Origin of the sequence: Mesorhizobium sp. YL-MeA3-2017 (assembly GCF_030814575.1) — a bacterium.
Lineage (GTDB): Bacteria > Pseudomonadota > Alphaproteobacteria > Rhizobiales > Rhizobiaceae > Mesorhizobium > Mesorhizobium terrae.
Genome location: NZ_JAUSVH010000001.1, coordinates 2,530,258 through 2,549,284, shown reverse-complemented (window position 1 = coordinate 2,549,284; position 19,027 = coordinate 2,530,258). Strand labels below are relative to the sequence as shown.

17 protein-coding genes are annotated in these 19,027 nt (G+C 63.1%); 4 read left to right on the top strand and 13 right to left on the bottom strand.

Going from position 1 to position 19,027, the window contains the following annotated elements; all coding sequences use genetic code 11:
• Nucleotides 1–138: 138 nt before the first annotated feature.
• On the top strand, nt 139–1,104 hold the full coding sequence (locus QFZ88_RS12055) for a DUF2865 domain-containing protein (protein WP_081766826.1): 966 nt from the start codon (nt 139–141) through the stop codon (nt 1,102–1,104).
• A 49-nt stretch (nt 1,105–1,153) separates the two neighbouring features.
• Here QFZ88_RS12055 and QFZ88_RS12050 read toward each other — a convergent pair whose 3' ends face one another.
• A complete protein-coding gene (locus QFZ88_RS12050; RefSeq protein ID WP_024922958.1) occupies nt 1,154–2,953 on the bottom strand; it encodes a hypothetical protein in 1,800 nt (599 codons plus the stop codon).
• A 74-nt stretch (nt 2,954–3,027) separates the two neighbouring features.
• Nucleotides 3,028–4,317 carry an adenylosuccinate synthase gene (locus QFZ88_RS12045; RefSeq protein WP_024922957.1) on the bottom strand — a complete coding sequence of 430 codons (1,290 nt, stop codon included), beginning with the start codon at nt 4,315–4,317 and terminating at the stop codon, nt 3,028–3,030.
• Nucleotides 4,318–4,528: 211 nt separating this feature from the next.
• On the opposite strand from QFZ88_RS12045, the gene QFZ88_RS12040 reads away from it, so the two are divergent.
• From QFZ88_RS12040 to QFZ88_RS12030, 3 genes are all read left to right on the top strand, one after another.
• On the top strand, nt 4,529–5,419 hold the full coding sequence (locus QFZ88_RS12040; protein ID WP_024922956.1) for a DMT family transporter: 891 nt from the start codon (nt 4,529–4,531) through the stop codon (nt 5,417–5,419).
• A gap of 137 nt (nt 5,420–5,556) precedes the next feature.
• The gene (locus tag QFZ88_RS12035) at nt 5,557–7,272 is read left to right on the top strand and encodes a SulP family inorganic anion transporter (RefSeq protein ID WP_036254084.1); all 1,716 of its coding nucleotides are present in this window, start codon (nt 5,557–5,559) and stop codon (nt 7,270–7,272) included.
• Nucleotides 7,273–7,275: 3 nt separating this feature from the next.
• A complete protein-coding gene (locus QFZ88_RS12030) occupies nt 7,276–7,893 on the top strand; it encodes a ParB-like protein (protein ID WP_024922954.1) in 618 nt (205 codons plus the stop codon).
• Nucleotides 7,894–7,975: 82 nt separating this feature from the next.
• Here the strand turns inward: QFZ88_RS12030 and serA are convergent, their stop codons facing one another.
• From serA to QFZ88_RS11975, 11 genes are all read right to left on the bottom strand, one after another.
• Complete coding sequence (gene serA, locus QFZ88_RS12025; RefSeq protein ID WP_024922953.1) at nt 7,976–9,577, bottom strand: phosphoglycerate dehydrogenase; 1,602 nt, start codon at nt 9,575–9,577, stop codon at nt 7,976–7,978.
• Between the two features lie 68 nt (nt 9,578–9,645).
• Nucleotides 9,646–10,821, bottom strand: coding sequence for a phosphoserine transaminase (locus QFZ88_RS12020; protein ID WP_024922952.1), 1,176 nt, complete (start codon nt 10,819–10,821; stop codon nt 9,646–9,648).
• 198 nt (nt 10,822–11,019) lie between these two features.
• Nucleotides 11,020–11,883 (bottom strand): outer membrane protein, encoded by an 864-nt coding sequence (locus tag QFZ88_RS12015; protein ID WP_024922951.1) that lies wholly within the window; start codon nt 11,881–11,883, stop codon nt 11,020–11,022.
• A gap of 146 nt (nt 11,884–12,029) precedes the next feature.
• Nucleotides 12,030–13,061 carry a peptidoglycan -binding protein gene (locus tag QFZ88_RS12010; RefSeq protein ID WP_024922950.1) on the bottom strand — a complete coding sequence of 344 codons (1,032 nt, stop codon included), beginning with the start codon at nt 13,059–13,061 and terminating at the stop codon, nt 12,030–12,032.
• 1 nt (nt 13,062) lies between these two features.
• On the bottom strand, nt 13,063–14,082 hold the full coding sequence (locus QFZ88_RS12005) for a MotA/TolQ/ExbB proton channel family protein (RefSeq protein ID WP_024922949.1): 1,020 nt from the start codon (nt 14,080–14,082) through the stop codon (nt 13,063–13,065).
• A gap of 91 nt (nt 14,083–14,173) precedes the next feature.
• Nucleotides 14,174–14,866, bottom strand: a complete 693-nt coding sequence (locus tag QFZ88_RS12000) for a PAQR family membrane homeostasis protein TrhA (protein WP_024922948.1) — start codon at nt 14,864–14,866, stop codon at nt 14,174–14,176.
• A 102-nt stretch (nt 14,867–14,968) separates the two neighbouring features.
• Nucleotides 14,969–15,769 carry an inositol monophosphatase family protein gene (locus QFZ88_RS11995; RefSeq protein ID WP_024922947.1) on the bottom strand — a complete coding sequence of 267 codons (801 nt, stop codon included), beginning with the start codon at nt 15,767–15,769 and terminating at the stop codon, nt 14,969–14,971.
• Between the two features lie 53 nt (nt 15,770–15,822).
• Nucleotides 15,823–16,389: an elongation factor P gene (gene efp / locus QFZ88_RS11990; RefSeq protein WP_024922946.1), complete on the bottom strand. Its 567-nt coding sequence runs from the start codon at nt 16,387–16,389 to the stop codon at nt 15,823–15,825.
• A 107-nt stretch (nt 16,390–16,496) separates the two neighbouring features.
• Complete coding sequence (locus QFZ88_RS11985) at nt 16,497–17,465, bottom strand: tetratricopeptide repeat protein (protein ID WP_051504826.1); 969 nt, start codon at nt 17,463–17,465, stop codon at nt 16,497–16,499.
• 344 nt (nt 17,466–17,809) lie between these two features.
• Nucleotides 17,810–18,457: a thiamine phosphate synthase gene (locus QFZ88_RS11980; RefSeq protein ID WP_024922944.1), complete on the bottom strand. Its 648-nt coding sequence runs from the start codon at nt 18,455–18,457 to the stop codon at nt 17,810–17,812.
• A 97-nt stretch (nt 18,458–18,554) separates the two neighbouring features.
• A complete protein-coding gene (locus QFZ88_RS11975) occupies nt 18,555–19,016 on the bottom strand; it encodes a GNAT family N-acetyltransferase (RefSeq protein ID WP_024922943.1) in 462 nt (153 codons plus the stop codon).
• Nucleotides 19,017–19,027 lie beyond the last annotated feature (11 nt).

The window sequence follows — 19,027 nt, the reverse complement described above, 5'->3', positions numbered from 1 at the left end:
CTTAACGATTGGTGTTCGTATCCGGTCTGACGTGTAACCACGTTTTTCAGTATATTATGAAGCTCTTTCATAATCCTGTGACGTCGGTATAGCCTGATACAAGTTGGAAGAGCAGCTTGTATCAAGGCGTAATCACGAATGCGAATTCTTGAAACTGGCGTGAACAGCGGTACGCGATCTGGCCGCTTGCTTTTTTCCAACTCCAATAGATCTGCCAGAGGACGGTGGTTTGCATCCATTGTGGTCGCGCTCCTCGCATTCGTCACCGTGCCGACTTCCGTGGCATTGGCAGATGAGTGCGCGTCGCTGGCACGCCAGATCCGCAGCAGCGGTGTAGGCGGCTCCAGCCCGGAGTCGGCGCAACTTCGGCGGCAGCTTGTGGCCATCCAGGCGTTGGAACGGCGGCGGCAATGCTCGTCCAAGAGCACCGGCGGATTTTTCAACCCCTGCGCCGATCTCGCGCGCATGCGCGAAGACGTGCTGAGGCAAATGGTGGCGAGCGGCGGCCGGCGTAGCGTCTCCGTCCTGCAAGCGCGGTACGCGGCACTTGGCTGCGCGCCCGAACGGCGCGAACGCGTGCGTGAAGCGTCTGGTCCGATGTCGATCGGTGGTGCCTCCATGCTCTACTGCGTGCGGCCTTCAGACGGCTATTTCTTCCCTGCCCCGAAATCGCAATTCGCCAAGGATGTGGAACTTCAGGAAACCGTCGACCAGTGCCGCTTTATTTGCGACGACCAGGGCATGGAGGTTTTTGCGTTGACCGACCCCAGACTGGAAACGGAGGAGATGATCTCTGTCGCCGAGCGCAAGCCCTACAAGGATTTGCAGACAGCGTTCCGTTATCGGGACGATCCGGCCTTCAAGAGTTGCGATCTCCGCCGCTACTACAGCAGGGTCAACGAGATGCGGGCGCGGACGGTTACGCCCGCCAATATGGCCAACGCGATCATTCCGCTGCCGACGGAGAAGCCGGAGCGGCAGCTGCCGATCACCGCTTCGGTGGAGCCCATCAAGACGCTTGAGCCCATGGCTTTGATGGAACAGCCGGCACCCGCCGGCAAATCGGTCCGCAGCGTCGGTCCGGCTTTTTTGCCGGACCCGTGACGGACCTCGCCTTTGGGCCGGCGCAGCGGCCGTCGGCACGCTGTTTCGATTATCCCGAGGTCTTCGCCTGCCAGGCCTTCATCGCCTCGTCGAAGATCTTTTCGCCCGGCAGCCCCTTTTCCATCGTCAGCAAGGCACGGCGGCCGGATTTGTAGACGACGGGGATGTCGATCCATTCCTGATTACGCAGGAGGGTCAAATTGGCGTCCTGGTCGGCCTTGGTATCGTTGAGCGCGACCAGGAAATAGCCGTCGGCGATCTTGGCGGGAACGCCGATCAGCGGGCTGCCGGCCTCCTGCTCGGACGTTTTCATCGCGATGCGCAGAACATTTTCGATGCCGCCGCCTTCGAAACCCTGCGGGGTCAGGAAGATCATCTCGATGATATGGCTGGCCGGCAAGGTCTGGTCGGCATTGCGGCGGATGGTCATGCGCAGCTGCACGTCCTTGCCGGGGATGGTCACCTCGGCACGGATCGCCGGCTCGGGCGGCGCATCGCCGCCAGGCGATTCCTGCACGAGCGACCAGACGATATTGCCCGGCTGGGCCGAGCCTTCGGCCGCGCTGGTGCGTTCTTCGTAGTAGATAGCCTTCTGGCCAACCGGAATGGCTTGCGGCGCGGGTGGCGTGCTTGGCGCCGCGGTGCCTTGCGCGGCCGGCGTCGTTGTAGCGGGGGCCGCGGGATTGGCACCCGGCGTCGCGGCCGGAGGCGTCGGCTGTTGCGCCTGGGCCGGCTGTGGTTGCGTGCTGACCGGCGGTGTGGTCGGCGACGGCGTGGTCAGCGCGACGACGGACGTACCTTCGCCAACGGTGGCTGCTCCGCCGGCCCGGCCAGGATCGGTTTCCTTGCCGTCGGCCTGCAGTCGCTGCGTGAATTTCTGCGGCTCGCTGCTTTCCGGCGCTGGAGCTGGCGCTGGGGTGTTGGCTGCCGTGGCTGGTTGCGCGGGTGCGTTTGGTTTCGCCGGCGCCGCAGGGGCGGGCTTGTCGGCCGCAGTCTCGGTCTTGTTCAGACCAAACATGCCCTTGAAGGCGTCCTTGTTCAGCCAGACGCCGTAACCGCCGCCGCCCAGGACAGCGAGCGCGACGACGGCCGCGATGATGCGTCCGAAGCTGCGCTTGCGTTCCGGTTCGTCGATCTCGCCGAAGGTTTCGTCTGTAGTCTCGTCTTCGCCCGACGATGCCGCGAAATCCGAACCCCTATCGTCGCGCCCGACATTGCGGGGTGTTTCCGGGGCGAAGGCTGGCGGTGGCGTGGCCGACGATGTCTTGCCGAAATCGAAGACCGGCTTGGTCTCCGTCTTCGGCTTGGGCCAAACGGGTTCGAGGGCCGGCTTGGGGCCGGGCGCGGAGGGTTCTTGTCTCGCGGGCGGTGCCGGCGGCACAGTGTTTTGCTGAGGCCTGGATTCCGGGGCGCGTGTTTCCGCCGTAGGCCTCTGCCAGGAAGGCTGTGTCGGGCGCTCTTCGGCGCGGGCGGGTGCGGCAGGCTGGGGCTTCGCCTCGGTTTGCGACGGCGGCCAACCGGATTCGGTCTTGGTCGCCGGCCGGGCATGCGTCGGCTGGTTCCGGTTGCGGTCGATCGAGGAGAAGATGTTCTCAAGCTCGGCCAGGGGATCGAGAGCGGGGGCTGGCGCGGCCGGCGGCCTTGCATACTCCTTCTCGATGGAGGCTATCGCATCTTCCAGCGCGCGCCGCTGGCGATCGGCCACGGCAGCCGGCGGCGGCGGATTGATTGCGGCCAGCTTACTCTCGATGGTGGCGCGCGCCTTGTCATAGACTTTCGCGCGTACCTCCGGCGTCGTCTCGCCGAGGCCGTCGAGCGTTTTTTTCAGAACCGCAACGAAATCTGCCATGCTTCAATCGAACCTGTCGTTCGCTTCCAGAGCGGGCCTTGAGCAAATCAGCCGGCCCGCTAGGCCTTTGACAATTAATCTTGAAACGGATCGGTCACAAGTATGGTGTCGTCCCGTTCCGGACTGGTGGAGAGGAGCGCCACCGGCGCGCCGATCAATTCCTCGATATACCGCACATATTTCACTGCTTGTGCCGGCAATTCGGCCCAGCTGCGCGCCCCGGCCGTTGTTTGCGACCATCCTTCAAGTGTTTCATAGATGGGCTTAACTGCTGCTTGTGCCCGCATTGAGGCGGGCAAGTAGTCAATTCGTTTGCCGTCCAGCTCATAGCCGACGCAGACTTTCAATTCCTTCAGTCCGTCAAGTACATCGAGCTTCGTCAGAGCGATGCCGGTGATTCCGGAAGTCTTGACGGTCTGGCGCACCAGTACCGCGTCGAACCAGCCACAGCGGCGCGGACGACCGGTGTTGACGCCGACTTCGCGTCCCACCGTGGCCAGATGCCGACCGACTTCGTCGTCGAGCTCGCAGGGGAACGGTCCCTCGCCGACGCGCGTCGTATAAGCCTTGGTGATGCCCAGCACATAGCCGATCGCCGTCGGGCCGAGGCCGGAACCTGCGGCGGCCTGGCCGGCCACCGTGTTGGACGAGGTGACGAAGGGATAGGTGCCGTGGTCGTTGTCGAGCAGCGCGCCCTGCGCGCCTTCGAACAGGATGCGGGCGCCGGCCTTGCGCTTTTCCTCAAGCACCCGCCAGACCTGGTCCATGAAAGGCAGGATCTGGTCGGCGATGGAGGTGAGTTCCTCATGGATCGTCGTCGCCTCGATCTCGTTCAGCCCAAGGCCGCGACGCAGCGCATTGTGGTGCGCCAGAAGCCGCTCGATCTTGAGCATCAGCGTTTCCGGCTCGGCGAGGTCGACGAGGCGGATGGCGCGGCGGCCAACCTTGTCTTCATAGGCCGGGCCGATGCCGCGGCGGGTCGTGCCGATCTTCAGCGCCGAATTCGCATCTTCGCGGATACCGTCCAGTTCGCGATGCAGCGACAGAATCAGCGGTGCGTTGTCGGCGATGCGCAGGATTTCCGGGGTGACGGTCACGCCCTGGGCCCGCAGCTTTTCCATTTCCTGGACAAAGTGATGAGGGTCGACAACGACGCCGTTGCCGATGACCGAGAATTTTCCCTGGACGAGGCCGGAGGGCAGCAACGCCAGCTTGTAGCTGACACCGTCGATGACCAGTGTGTGGCCCGCATTATGGCCGCCATGGAAGCGCACGACCACATCGGCGCGATCCGCCAGCCAGTCGACGATCTTGCCTTTGCCTTCGTCGCCCCACTGTGAGCCGACGACCACCACATTGGCCATATCACTATCCCTTGCTGCACACCAAAAGCGGGCTGCAAAGCCCGCCACGACAGGCCCATATAGCCTCATGCCTTTCGTTGCGCGACCCTTTCTTTGCCGCGAAAGCCGTTCGTAGGCACAAGATTTTGGGCATTTGCATCATTTACTTGGGCCACCGCGCGCCATAGGTCGGAAGTCGTCGCTTTTCGGCATTGTTCCGGGGGATCGCCGATTGCATCGAAAAGCCTATGCCCTGCTTCTGATGACCACGCTGTTGTGGGGCGGCAATGCCGTGGCGGGCAAGCTGGCGGTCGGCCATGTCACGCCGATGACGCTGGTGTTTTTTCGCTGGGCGATCGCCGTGGCTGTGCTGTTGCCAATCGGCGGGCGGGCATTTGTCGAGGATTGGCCGGTGATCCGTCGCCACCTGCTCCTGATCCTGCTGCTTGGTGCCTGCGGGTTCTCGCTGTTCAACGTCATCTTCTACGCGGCGCTCAACTACACCACCGCCATCAATGTCTCGATCGAACAGGCCAGCATGCCGATCCTCATCATCGTGGCCAATTTCATCTTCTTTAGGCTCTGGGTGGGGTGGGCGCAGGCATTGGGCGTAGCTCTGACGGTTGTCGGCGTCGTCATCACCGCCAGCCATGGCGACCTGGCTGGGCTCATGCGCCTCAATCTCAACTTTGGCGACGCGATCATGCTGGTCGCCGTCATTCTCTACAGCGGCTATTCGGTCGGGCTTCGGTTGAAGCCTGCTCTCCAGTGGCAAAGCCTGATGCTTGCACTATCAATCGCCGCTTTGGTCACCTCTGTACCCTTCTTCGTTTGGGAGGTGGCCAGCAGCGTCGCGGTTTTTCCGGATTCTCGCGGTTGGGCAATCACGCTCTACACGGCCATTGGTGCCTCAGTGGTGTCGCAAGTGGCCTATATCCGCGGCATCGAGATGATCGGCGCCAATCGTGCGGGCCTGTTCATCAACCTCGTGCCCATCTTCGGCACGCTCCTGTCGATCGTGCTTCTTGGCGAGGATTTCCACATCTATCACGCAATCGCCCTGGCACTGGTTTTCGGCGGCATATGGCTTGCCGAGCATGGCAGCCGCCGCTCGATCGCCTGAACGACGCCGGCGAAGCAGTCGAGGCCATCTTGCCGCTTGTCCTTTGCGGGATATGGCCTAGGTTGATGCGCTGAGAAACCTCCCGACAAGGGATGCCGGACATGCTGGAGGGAACCGGAGATCGGGTCGGGAAGCCGATGGCGAGACCGGCTCTGTTTCTTCGTGGTCTGCAGGGCTGGAGCGGCCGCGACCTCAGCGGCGACCTGTTCGCCGGACTGACGCTCGCCGCCATTGCCATCCCCGAGCAGATGGCGACGGCGCGGCTCGGCGATTTCTCTCCCGAAGTCGGGTTCTTCGCCTTCATCGCCGCCGTGTTTGCCTTTGCCGTGTTCGGCGCGAGCCGGCATTTGTCGGTGGGGGCGGATTCCACCATCACGCCAATCCTCGCCGGCGGCCTTGCGCTGATCGCCACATCCGGCTCACCCCATTATGTGGCGATGGCCGCGCTGCTTGCGCTGATGGTGGGCGCGATCGTGCTGGCCGGCGGGCTGCTTAGATTGGGATGGATCGCGGATCTCCTGTCGGTGCCGGTCATGGCCGGCTTTCTTGCCGGCATTGCCATCCACATCCTGGTCTCGCAGCTGCCGGAGTTGCTCGGTCTGCCGTCGGGCAGCGGCAACGTTTTTCAGCGCCTCGCCGCTGTCAGGGCCGATCTCGGCCAGGTCAATTTCTGGAGCCTGGCGCTCGGCGTTGGGGTGTTCGCGATCGTCACGGGATGCGAGCGCATAAGCCCGCGCATTCCCGGCGCGTTGATTGCGCTGGCGGTGGCTACGCTCGCCGTGACGGCGCTCGGCCTGACCGGTCGCGGCGTCGCAGTTCTGGGCAACTTGCCGGCCGGCCTGCCGGGTCTCGGCCTGCCGCAGGTGACGTTCGACGACATGCGCACGCTGGTGCCGCTGGCTTTGCTGGTGGCGATCATCGTCATGGTGCAGACGGCCGCTACCACGCGGTCGTTTGCCGGGGAGTCCGGCACGCCTCCGGACGTGAACCGCGATTTCGTCGGCGTCGGGGCGGCAAGCCTGCTGTCCGGGTTGGCCGGTGCCTTTCCGGTCAATTCCAGCCCGCCGCGCACGGCCATCGTCAGCGAAACGGGCGGGCGTTCGCAGCTCACCTGTCTGTTCGCGGCGGCAATCGTCCTCTTGCTCGTGCTGTTCGGGAAAAGCCTGCTTGCCAGTGTGCCGCAAGCCGCGCTTGCCGGCATCCTGTTCTTCGTGGCGATGCGCATCCTGCGCTGGCAGACGTTCTTCGGTACGTTGCGGCAAGCGCCGCTGGAATTCGCGCTGATCATGATCACTGCCATTGCCATCGTCGCCCTCCCGATCGAAGTTGGCGTGGCGATCGGCATCGGGCTTTCGCTGCTGCACGGCCTTTGGGGCATGACCCAGGCGGCCGCCATCGAGTTCGAAAAGGTGCCCGGCACCTCCATCTGGTGGCCGCCAAGCGGGGATCCACGAGGCGAACGTGTGCCGGGCGTGCTGGTGGTTGCGTTCCAGGCGCCGCTTTCCTTCGTCAACGCGGCAGGGTTCGGCCAGGAATTCCGGGCCATGATCGATGCCAGCACCGGCACCCTGAAGCATGTCGTCTTCGAGGCAAGCAGCGTCATCGACATCGACTTCACGGCCGCGCAAGCCCTTCGCGGGGTGATCGAGCATTGCCGGAATGCCGGCATCTCTTTCCGGATCGCCCGGCTGGAAACTGTGCGGGCCCAGAAGGCGCTGGAGCGTTTCGGCATCGTTGAGATGCTGGGGCCGAATGCCATTTTCCGCAGTGTCGACAATGCCATAACAGCCATCGCCACCAGCGAGACGACCCGGCGGGACCCTATGCCGCCCGCTTCAACCTCGAAAGGATGAACCATGCCACGGAACATCGTACCTGTTTTGCATCCGGTTTCCGTCGATGAATTGCGCCCCACGCAAATGACGGTCGGCCTGCGTGAGGTCGCGCTCAAACGCAAGGAACTGCGCGCATTGCCGGCGAACAAGAAGGACGATTTCCTCGGGGCGCATTTCATCCCGGCGGTGATCGGCCCCAAGGGACGGCCCTTCGTCGTCGACCATCACCATCTCGCCCGCGCCTTGCACGAGGAGGGCATGGAAAAGGTGCTGATCAGCGTGCTGGCTGACTTGTCGCAACTCACCAAGGAAGAATTCCTGACCTTCCTGGACAACCGCGCCTGGATGCATCCATTCGATGCGTCGGGACGGCGGCGCACGTACGAAGATCTGCCGAAATCCGTCGACAAGCTGGTCGACGATCCTTACCGCAGCCTGGCCGGTGCGGTGCGCCGAGCCGGTGGTTATGCCAAGGATACAACGCCCTTCGCGGAATTCCTCTGGGCGGATTTCTTCCGCCGGCGCATCGATGCCGGCCAACTGGCCGACAGCTTCGACAAGGCGGCCAAGAAGGCCACCACGTTGTCGCAGGACAAATCCGCGAGCCACCTGCCAGGCTGGAGCGGCCCCGACGATTGAGTGTTTGACGCCAGCAAAAGCACCGCAAACTGAAAGGGCGCGGGATTTTGCCTGCGCCCTTTCAGTTGCTGCGCGAATGCCATCAGGCCGGATTGACGTCGAACTGCAGGCGCTTGGCCGAGTCGATCGACTGGTGGGCGCGCAATTTGGCCAGCACGGGTTCGGGGAACGGCGCGTCGAGATAGAGCAGGGCGATGGCATCGCCGCCCGGCCGGTTGCGGCCGAGCTGGAAGTTGGCGATGTTGACGCCGTTCTCGCCGCAGAGGGTGCCCAGCAGGCCGATGATGCCCGGCGCGTCGGCATTGGTGGTGTAGAGCATGTGCTGGCCGACTTCCGCGTCGAGATTGATGCCCTTGATCTGGATGAAGCGCGGCTTGCCGTCGGAGAAGCAGGTGCCGGCGATCGAGCGTGTCATGTGCTCGGTCCTCACCGTGAGCTTGATATAGCCGTCGAAGACGCCCGATTTGTCGCGCTTGACCTCGGCGACGATGATGCCGCGTTCCTTCACCATGATCGGAGCCGACACCATGTTGACGTCGGCAACCTGCGGCCGGATCAGCCCGGCCAGGGCAGCGCTGATCAGCGCCTTGGTGTTCATCTGCGCGGTCGAGCCGTCGAAGAGGATTTCAACCTCGGTGATCGGGTCTTCGGTGACCTGTCCGACAAAGGCGCCGAGCACTTCCGCCAGCTTGACGAAGGGCTTCAGGCGCGGCGCTTCCTCGGCCGTGATTGAAGGCATGTTGATGGCGTTGGTAACCGCGCCCTTGACCAGATAGTCGGCCATCTGTTCGGCGACCTGCAAGGCGACGTTCTCCTGCGCTTCCGAGGTCGATGCGCCGAGATGCGGGGTGCAGACGACGTTCTCCATGTCGAAGAGTTCATTGCTTTCAGCTGGCTCGACCTCGAACACATCGATCCCGGCACCGGCCACCTTGCCGCTCTTCAGCGCGGCGATCAGGTCCTTTTCCACGACCAGACCGCCGCGCGCGCAGTTGATGATGCGCACGCCGGTCTTCATCTTGGCGATGGCCTCGGCATTGATGATGTTGCGGGTCTTGTCGGTCAGCGGCGTGTGCAGCGTGATGAAGTCGGCACGGGTGAGCAGCTCATCCAGTTCGACCTTCTCGACGCCCAGTTCCTCGGCGCGGTGTTCGGACAGGAACGGGTCGAAGGCGACGACATGCATCTTGAGGCCGACGGCGCGGGTGGCGACGATCGAGCCGATATTGCCGCAGCCGATCAGGCCGAGCGTCTTGCCGGTAATCTCGACGCCCATGAAGCGGTTCTTTTCCCATTTGCCGGCATGGGTCGAGGCGTTGGCTTCGGGGATCTGGCGGGCGACCGCGAACATCAGCGCGATGGCGTGTTCGGCGGTGGTGATCGAGTTGCCGAAAGGCGTGTTCATGACGATGATACCGCGCCGCGAGGCGGCGGGAATATCGACATTGTCGACGCCGATGCCGGCGCGGCCGACGACCTTCAGATTGGTCGCTGCATTGATCAGCTTCTCGGTGACCTTGGTGGCCGAACGGATGGCGAGGCCATCATACTGGCCGATGACCTCGAGGAGTTTTTCCTTGTCCTTGCCGAGGTCGGGTAGGTAGTCGACCTCGACGCCACGATCCTTGAAGATCTGGACGGCGGTGGTGGAGAGTTTGTCGGAAACGAGAACGCGGGGCGCCATTGCTGCCTCCTTGAAGAGTGATCAAACTGTTCGGGGAAAGGGCGGCCCGGAGGCCGCCGCGGGTCTGGTCAGGCAGCGGCCTTGAGCGCGGCTTTCTGATTGGCGAAGGCCCAGTCGAGCCACGGCATCAGCGCAACCAGATCGGCCGTTTCGACCGTGGCTCCAGCCCAGATGCGAAGTCCGGGAGGGGCATCGCGATAATGGCCGATGTCGAAGGCCACCCCTTCGTTGTCGAGCGCCGACGCGATGCCCTTGGCGAATGCTGCCTGGCCGTCCTTGTCGAGGCTTGCCACCTCAGGGTCGACGATCGACAGGCAGACCGAGGTGTTGGAACGCGTTTCCGGCGCGATGGCCAGATGGCCGAGCCAACCGGACCTGTTCACGAAGGTGTCGATAGCCGCGAAGTTGGCGTCGGCGCGGGCAATGAGCGCATCGAGGCCGCCGAGAGCCTTCGCCCAGTTCAGCGCATCGAGATAATCTTCCACGCACAGCATCGACGGTGTGTTGATTGTCTCACCCTTGAAGATGCCTTCGATCAGCTTGCCGCCGGAAGTCAGGCGGAAGATCTTGGGCAACGGCCAGGCCGGCTTATAGGTCTCCAGGCGTTCGACGGCGCGGGGGCTCAAGATCAGCATGCCGTGCGCGCCTTCGCCGCCCAGCGCCTTCTGCCAGGAGAAGGTAACGACATCGAGCTTTTGGAAGTCGAGACGCTGCGCGAAAGCGGCCGAGGTGGCGTCGCAGATGGTCAGGCCCTTGCGGTCGGCCGGGATGAAATCGCCATTGGCGACGCGCACGCCTGAGGTCGTGCCGTTCCAGGTGAAGACGACGTCGCGGTCGAAATCGACCTTGGCGAGGTCGGGGAGCTCGCCATAGGGAGCTTCGAACCTGCGCACGTCTTCGAGCCTGAGCTGCTTGACCACGTCGGTGATCCAGCCGGTGCCGAACGATTCCCAGGCGACCATGTCGACACCGCGTTCGCCGAGCAGCGACCATAGCGCCATTTCGACGGCGCCAGTATCGGAAGCCGGAACGATGCCGATGCGGTAGTCGGCCGGAACCTGGAGAATTTCGCGGGTCAGCGCGATGGCCTGTTCGAGCTTGGTCTTGCCAATCTTGGCGCGGTGCGAGCGACCAAGGGCAGCATTCTTCAACGTCTCGACCGACCAGCCGGGACGTTTTGCGCAGGGACCTGAAGAGAAATTGGGGTTTGCCGGACGGAGTCCGGGCTTGGTGACGATCGTCATCGTGGTTCTATCCTTCCAGATAGCTGGCCCCTCGTTGGGGAGGGGTGGCCCACGGATGGCGATATTCCTCGGCGCCTGCGGCGTCAAGAGGAAAGTTAAAGTCGCTACGGGAACATTCGTTGGCGCCGATGCGGCGGGCCGCAAACGAAAACGGCGAGCACAAGGCCCGCCGTCCAAATCTTGCCGTCGCTGTTGTCTCTACCAGAGATCGTAGCGGAAGCCGAGCTTGACCTGATGGTAGTCGAGGCCCTTGTGGGTGTTGAACTGGCCGCGGTCATAAGCGACGTAGGTGGCGCCCGGTATGGCGAAATATTCGTAGCCGAGATCGAGCGATACGTTCTTGGTCATCTGGTAGGAGAGACCGGCGCCGAGCGAATAGGCGAAGTTGAATTTCGCCTCTGATTCAACCTGGCCATCGTACCCGGCCGGGTCATCGCAGGCAAAACCGCCAGCGCCACTGGAATTGGGAGAGACTTCCTTGCAATCCTTCTTGCCGATCGACTTGGAATATTTGGTATAGGCGATGCCAAGGCCGCCGCCGATATAGGGGGTCAAGCCGACATAGGTGCCGAGATCGACATAGGCGTTCGCCATCGCGGTGTAGGCTTTGTTGGAGCCGAAGTTACCGACGTTGCAATCCTGGGTGGCGGCAACTGGCTGGATGACGATGGGATTGGTTCCGACGATGACATTGGTGTGGCCGCGGCACGCATTGGCGACGAGGACGGTGTCGCTGAACTTGTTGCCCGGCAGGATGCCGAAGTTGAGTTCGGTGCGCAGATAGTCCGTCAAATGATAGCCGACGCCGACCGTGCCGGTGAATTCGTGCGAGCTGTATTCGTAGTTCGACGTATCGGTGAAACCCTGTTCCCGCTTGAACGGGTCGGAGAAGGCGTAACCAATGTCGCCGCGCAGATACCAGCCGGAGCCCACTTCGACGGGCTGATATTCCGGCGCCTGGTCGACATAGATCGGCGGATCGTAGTCGGCGGCGAGAGCCGAAGCCTGCGGCAGAAGCACGGCGGCGGCCAGCGCCAGCACGATGCGTAGTTTGAATTGCATGGACCCAAGCTCCCGAAACTGTCGCCGGCCGCAAATGCGAGGGCGGTCGCCATCTGGGAGCATTCTTAACCATAGTGGTTAAGTCGCGGTTAAGGATAACGAAGCGTTACCGCATTGATTTTGCTGGCCTGCGGAAAGCCTTAACGTCAGCGTTCGGTGAGTTTCAGTTCGATGCGGCGGTTTTTGCTGCGCGCATCGTCGCTGTCGCCGGTATCGAGTGGCTGGTATTCGCCGAAGCCCGCCGCAACCAGTCGGTTGGCCGGGACGCCATTGGCAATCAGGAACTTGACCACCGCCGTCGAACGCGCCGACGACAATTCCCAATTGTCCTTGAAGCGGCCCGTTCCGGAAAGCGGCTTGTTGTCGGTGTGCCCGTCAACCCGGAGTACCCAATTGATTTCCGGCGGGATCTCCTTCTGCAGCTCGATGATCGCGTCGGCCAGCTTCTTCATCTCTACCTTGCCGGCATCGTTGATCTCTTCGGAGCCCGTTGGGAACAGCACTTCCGACTGGAAGACGAACCGGTCGCCAACGATGCGGATATTGTCGCGGTCGGACAGAATCTCGCGCAAACGGCCGAAGAAATCCGAACGATAGCGATTGAGTTCCTGCACCCGCTGCGCCAGCGCCACGTTGAGGCGGCGACCGAGGTCGGCGATCTTGGTGTTGGATTCGCGGTCGCGCTGCTCGGATGCATTGAGCGCATCCTCAAGCGCAGCGATCTGTTTGCGCAGGGCGGCGATCTGCTGGTTGAGCAGTTCCACCTGGCTCAGCGCGCGCTGGCTGACCTGCTTTTCCGTATCAAGTTCACCTGCCAGCTGGCTGGCTCGCTGGTTGGCGGCGTCACCCGCGCCGGAGCCGGTGGCCAAAAGCTGCTGCAGCCGGCTTTTTTCCGCTTCGGCGGCTGTCAGCGAGGCCTGCAGATTGGCAAGCGAATCCTGCGCGTCCTGGGTATTGCCCTTTTCCAGGGCCAGAAGCTGCGTCAGTTCGTTGATCTGCGAGTTGAGGCGGTTCAGCACCGCGTCCTTGCCGGAAATCTCGCGACTGAGCAGAAACTGCGCCAGCACGAAAACCGAGAGCAGGAACATGATGGCGAGCAGCAGCGTCGACAGCGCGTCAACGAACCCTGGCCAGTAGTCGATATGGCGATAGCTGCGTCGCCCCCTTGCCAGCGCCACTTTAGCTCGGCTCCCGGCTCTTCAGCGCCTGGGCGATCTTGTCCAGCGTGGCGCGCATGGCCTTTTGTTCGTCCGATTGCGCTTCGACCCAGTCCCGCATGATCTGCTGTTCGGAACGCATGTTCTTGACGAGACCAGAGATGCCGTCGGCAAGATTGGCCATGGCGGTGGCGACGCGCGGGTTGGAGCCATCGCTCTCCTGCAGGCTGCGCAGGCGCTCCGACAGCACGCGGAGTTCGTCGGTGGACTCGGCGCGCGCATCCGGACCGACGATGTCGGAGGAAAGGTCGGTCACCGTCGACAGCCAGTTTTCCAGCTCCGTGTAGAAGCGGTTTTGCGCGCGTCCGGCCTGGAGGTCGAGGAAACCCAGCACCAGGGAGCCCGACAGGCCGAACAGGGAAGATGAAAACGCGGTGCCCATGCCGGCAAGCGGCGCCGACAGTCCCTGCTTCAATGCGTCGAGCACGGCTGCTGCGTCGCCCGAACCGGGATCCAGCGACTGGATCGTCTCGCTGATCGAGCCGATTGTGTGCAGGAGGCCCCAGAATGTGCCGAGCAGGCCGAGAAAGACCAGCAGTCCAACCAGATAGCGGGACGTATCGCGGCTTTCGTCGAGGCGGGTGCCGATCGAATCGAGCATGGTGCGCATCGAACTGGTCGAAAAGGCGAGCGACGACGAACGGCCGAGCATGGCCTTCATCGGGGCGAGCAGGACAGGCTCCGTGGTCTCCGAGCCCGCGCGGAAGGAATTGACCCAGCGTACTTCGCGAAACAGCCTGCCGACCTGCGCGAAGGCAAGCAGGATACCGACCACAAGCACGCCGACGATCAGCCCGTTAAGGCCGGGATTGGTGGTGAAGGCGGTCGAAATCTGCCGTGACAGGACGATGGCGATGAAGGCGACGATGGCAAGAAACACCACCATAGTCAGCACGAACACCTGTGGGCTGGAAAGCTTGTGCGGGTCGTAGCTCAAGACGTCCGAGCGCCGCCCCGAGGTGATGGATTTAAGAAAGGTCATTCCGGCCCCGTTTCCGATGTCGCCGTGGAATTGGATCGTGGCGACTCTAAACGGAAATGTGACGAAATTGGAAGGCGCGACACGTCGGATGTCAAAGTCGGTTGATGACAAGGCTGTCCAGCATGGCCGCGAAATGCAGGCCGGCGCCCGTCACGACGAAACCGTGCCAGAGCGCGTTGTGAAAACGCAGCCCCTTCCAGGCGAAGAAAACCACGCCGAGCGAATAGACGATACCACCCGCCAGCAGCAGCGCGATGGTAGTCGACGGCAATGCCTCGATCAGCGGTTGCATGAGAACCACGCCGCTCCAGCCGATGGCGAGATAAAAGACAATGGCCAGCCTGTCATAGCGGCCGGGGAGGAAAACCTTGATGGCCATTCCGGCGAGCGCGGCCGTCCAGATAAGGACCAGCATCGAGCCGGCAAGGGTTGCGTTCTGAAGCTGGGCTAGGAAGGGCGTATAGCTTGCAGCGATCAGCAGATAGATCGCGGAATGGTCGAAGCGGCGCAGCACCCATTTGACGCGCGAGGTGACCGGCCACAGATTATAGGCCATCGACACGGAAAGCACCGTCAGCAACGCCACAACATAAAAAGCCGCGGCGACATATTCGCCGGGCGCGGCGCGCGAGGCGGCGAGCGTCAGCATCGCCGAACCGGCAGCGATGGCCAGAACGATGCCAACGGCATGAACGATGCCGTCCGCGATCATCTCGGCACGTGAATAGTGCCACCGTCCGACGAACGGAATGTTGAAAGCGGTTTCTGGCTGTCTATCGCTCATCATCGAACCTGCATCCGCCCTATCTGGGCGGTCGCCAGCCAGTATTTCAAGTTCGTGTAACGGTTTCGTGGCTGCGGCGCTTCAGCGCGCCGTCGCACGGCTTCAGCGCGTTTGCAGCGGCTTCTTGACGGTTGCCAGCAGCGCGCGATGGATCGTTTCGTTGCCGGCCACGACCGTGCCTTGCTCCAGCATGTCCTGGCCGCCTTTCGCGTCGGACACGTAGCCACCCGCCTCGCGGACCATCAGGAGGCCGGCAGCAATGTCCCAGGGCGAAAGGCCGCCTTCCCAGAAGCCGTCCATGCGGCCGGCCGCGACATAGGCGAGGTCGAGCGCGGCGGAGCCGAGCCTGCGGATGCCCGACACTTCGGCCATGACGTTACGCAGTTCGACGAGGAAATTGCCGTGGTGGCCGCGGCCGAGATGCGGGACGCCGCAGCCGATCACGGTGTCCGACAGCTTGGTGCGCGCGGCGACACGCAAGCGGCGATCGTTCATGAAGGCGCCGCCGCCGCGTTCGGCCGTGTAGAGCTCGTCCATGGCCGGGTTGTAGATGACGCCGGCGACGATCTGGCCCTGACGCTCGAGAGCAATGGAGACCGAAAAGATCGGAATGCCGTGCAGGAAGTTGGTGGTGCCGTCCAGCGGATCGACGAGCCAGCGATGCTGATCGTCGTCACCGCCGACAGTGCCGCGCTCTTCCATGAGAAAGGCGTAGCCGGGTCTCGCCTTGGACAGTTCGGTGAAGATGATGTCTTCCGCCTTGCGGTCGGCCTGGCTGACATAGTCGCCCGGCCCCTTCATCGAGACCTGCAGGTTCTGCACTTCGCCGAAGTCGCGCGACAGCGAGCGGCCAGCTTTCATCGCGGCCTGAACCATGACGTTGAGAAGTGCGGAACGCGCCATGCTGGATGGTCCTTGAAAGTAGAAGGGCGACGTAGAAGACGTCGGACCCGATATCAGTCCGCGCGGCGGACGTAGGTGATCTCGTTGGTGTCGACGATAATGCGTTCGCCTGAAGCTATGAACGGCGGCACCAGAACGCGGACGCCATTCTCGAGCACCGCCGGCTTGTAGGAAGACGCCGCCGTCTGGCCTTTTACTACGGGATCAGCCTCGGTGATGGTCAGGGTCACCTGGTCGGGCAGTTCGATGCCGATAGGCCTGTCCTCGTAGAGCTGGACGGTGACCATCATCCCGTCCTGCAGGAAGGCGGCACGGTCGCCGACGAAATCCTTCGGCAATTCGAGTTGCTCGTAGCTCTCGGTGTCCATGAACACCAGCGCCTCGCCCTGCTCGTAGAGGAAGGAAAAATCCTTCAGGTCGAGGCGAATGCGCTCCACGGTTTCCGCCGCGCGGAAACGCTCGTTGAGCTTGGTGCCATTGATGAGGTTTTTCAGCTCGACCTGGTTGTAGGCGCCGCCCTTGCCGGGCTTCACCGTGTTGGTCTTCACTGCCACCCAGAGGCCGCCGTCATGCTCAATGACGTAGCCGGGACGGATTTCGTTGCCGTTGATCTTGGCCATTATGGTTGATCCGGAAAAGAGGTTCGCCGATGGGCGATTTCGGCGCCTCCAAGACCATAATTTGCCGAAAGAGGCAAGAGACGCGGCGAAAGCCGGGTTTTCGTTCGCTAGCGCAGCCGATTGGCTTTCTGCAACGCCTGCTTGGTCTGATCGTCGTCCAGGCCCTGCATGAAGTCTTCCATTTGCTGGTCGATCAGCCCGGCGCGGCGCGCGACGATGTACCAAGCGGCGGCGGTGACCAGGTCCGGGTCGACACCAATGCCGCCTTCATAGAGTTTCGCCAGCCGGTTTTGCGCGGCGACGTTGCCGCCTTCGGCAGCGCGCTTCATCCAGTTGAAGCCCGATTTGAGGTCACGCTTGCCGCCGCGCCCGTCGACCAGCCACTGGCCGAGGTCGAGCTGCGCGGTGTCGTAGTTCTGCCGGGCCGCCAAGACCAGAAGCCGTCTTGCTTCGGCATCGTCCTGCTTCTTGCCAGCGGCGCCATTGGCGTAGATCTGGGCCATGGCGTATTGCGCGTCGGCAAGGCCGCTGTCCGAAGCCTTCTCATAATAAGGCACAGCCTTGGCAAGCCCGTTTTCGCCGGGTTCGCGCTGGACGAGAAGCTGCGCGAGGTTGAACTGCGCCAGCGGGTTGCCGGTTTCCGCCGACGCTTGCAGCAGCGCCTGCGCCTCCTTGTCGTCCTTCTTGGCAAAGCGACCATCGAGAAGGATCAACGCGTATTGGAACTGAGCTTCCGAGACGCCTTGTTCGGCGGCGCGCTGATACCATTTCGCGGCTTCCGCACCGTTGACCGGCATGCCAAGCCCACGCGAAAGGATTTCCGCGACCAGCGTTTCCGCGGCGGCATCGCCCTGGTTGGCGCGTTCGATCGCCAGATTGTAGGCGGTCTTGTAGAGCCCACGCTGGTAGGCGCCGTAGGCGAGGTCCGGCTTCTTGCCACCGAAACGCATCGGGTCGATGTCGAGCGGCTTCGGTTCGGCGGTCGTTGCCGGTTGAGGCAAGGTGTTGGCGATGGGACGGTCGCCCTTCTTTGCCGCCGTCGTTGATTGATCGGGCTTAGGTAGTTCCGGCCGCACGGCGGGCGGAGCGGGTTGCCCCGGTGCGATGCCCGCCGGCTTTGACGGTTCGGACGGTTGCGCCTCCGGCTTTTCGCCGGGCGCAGGCTGGCCGGGCGCTACCGGCGTGGGCGTCGATGGCTCAGAGACCGAGGCATTTGGCTGGTTCGGCTGCAGGCTCGTTTCCGCTGGTGACCCCTGCGCTGGAGTGGTTGCGGCGGACGCCGGTTCCGTTGCCTGCGTCTGGGGGGTAGGCGTCACGGCGTCCGGCTTCGGCGGCTGTGCGGTTTCGGCCGCTACGGCCGCGGGGACCGCTACACCGAGCGCCACAAAGGCGGCTGCGAAGAGGCGGCGCGGCTGCATCTTCAACCCTCGAAATGCGGTGCGGTCTTGTCGAGCAACGTGTTGGCTTCGGCCACAGCCGTGGCCGGCTCGACACCGTCGGCGAAGATCGCCGCGGACAAGGCAACGAATTCCGCACCGGTGGCCGCCACGGCTTCCACCGAACCAATGTCGGACCCGGCCATGACGATGCAGGGGATCTCGATCATTTCCGCCCACCATTGGCCGAGCGAGAGATTGCGGGGGTGCGGCTCGGGCTTGTTGTCGTAGCCGAAGCGGCCGAAGAAGATGTAGTCGGGGCGCACCTCGCCCAGTTCCAGCGCGTCGTCACGTGTCTTGGCGCCACCGGTGCCCACCATCATCCGCTCTTGCAAGCGTTCCACGGCGTCCGCCAGTTCCGCCTTGCTGGCTTCGACATGCAGGCCATCGGCCTTGACCCGTCCGGCGATGCGGCTGTCGCCGGCAATCACCACGGCGATGCCGACTGCCTGTGCAGCAGGGACGATCTTTTCCGCATAAGCCTGGAACGTTGCCTCGTCCCTGTCGTCCTGCGGCAGGATCAGCGAGGCGATGTCACCGCTTGCGAACGCGGCAACGACACGTTCGGCGGCTGTGCCCGCCGGTGGAATGAGCACGATGCGGCAGCGGTTGGGTGGCGTTGTTTCGGTCATGGCGATATCGGTTCCGGTTCCGCCTATGCGAGGCGAAGATGGTTGCATTGCGGCATAGACGAATGCGGCGTTGTTGAACAGGCGCGCAAGCCGTCGATCAGAGATCGATCTTGTAACCCAGATGGGATTGCTTGAAGCCGAGACGTTCGTAGAAGCGGTGGGCGTCGTGCCGGCTGCGGTCCGTGGTCAGTTGCACGACGCGGCATCCGCGCTTTCTACATTGCTCAACCGCCCATTCGATCAGCTTCTGGCCAAGCCGCTGGCCCTGACGATCCCAGATCACCCGCACTGCCTCGATCTGGCCGCGTAGTGCGCCTTGCCGGGACAGGCCGGCGATGAAGGTGAGTTGCAGCGTGCCGACGGTGCGCCCGTCCTCGGTCATGACGGCCAGCAACTGGTTCGGATCGGCATCGATCGCCGCGAATGCCTTGAAATAGCCCTCGGCCAGCGGCTCGCTGATGTTTTCCCTGCCGCTGCCCAACGGATCGTCCGCAAGCATGGCGACGATCGTGGAGACATCGGCCTGTTTCGCCCGGCGGAAGGCAATCTCGCCAGTCATGCGGTGTCTCC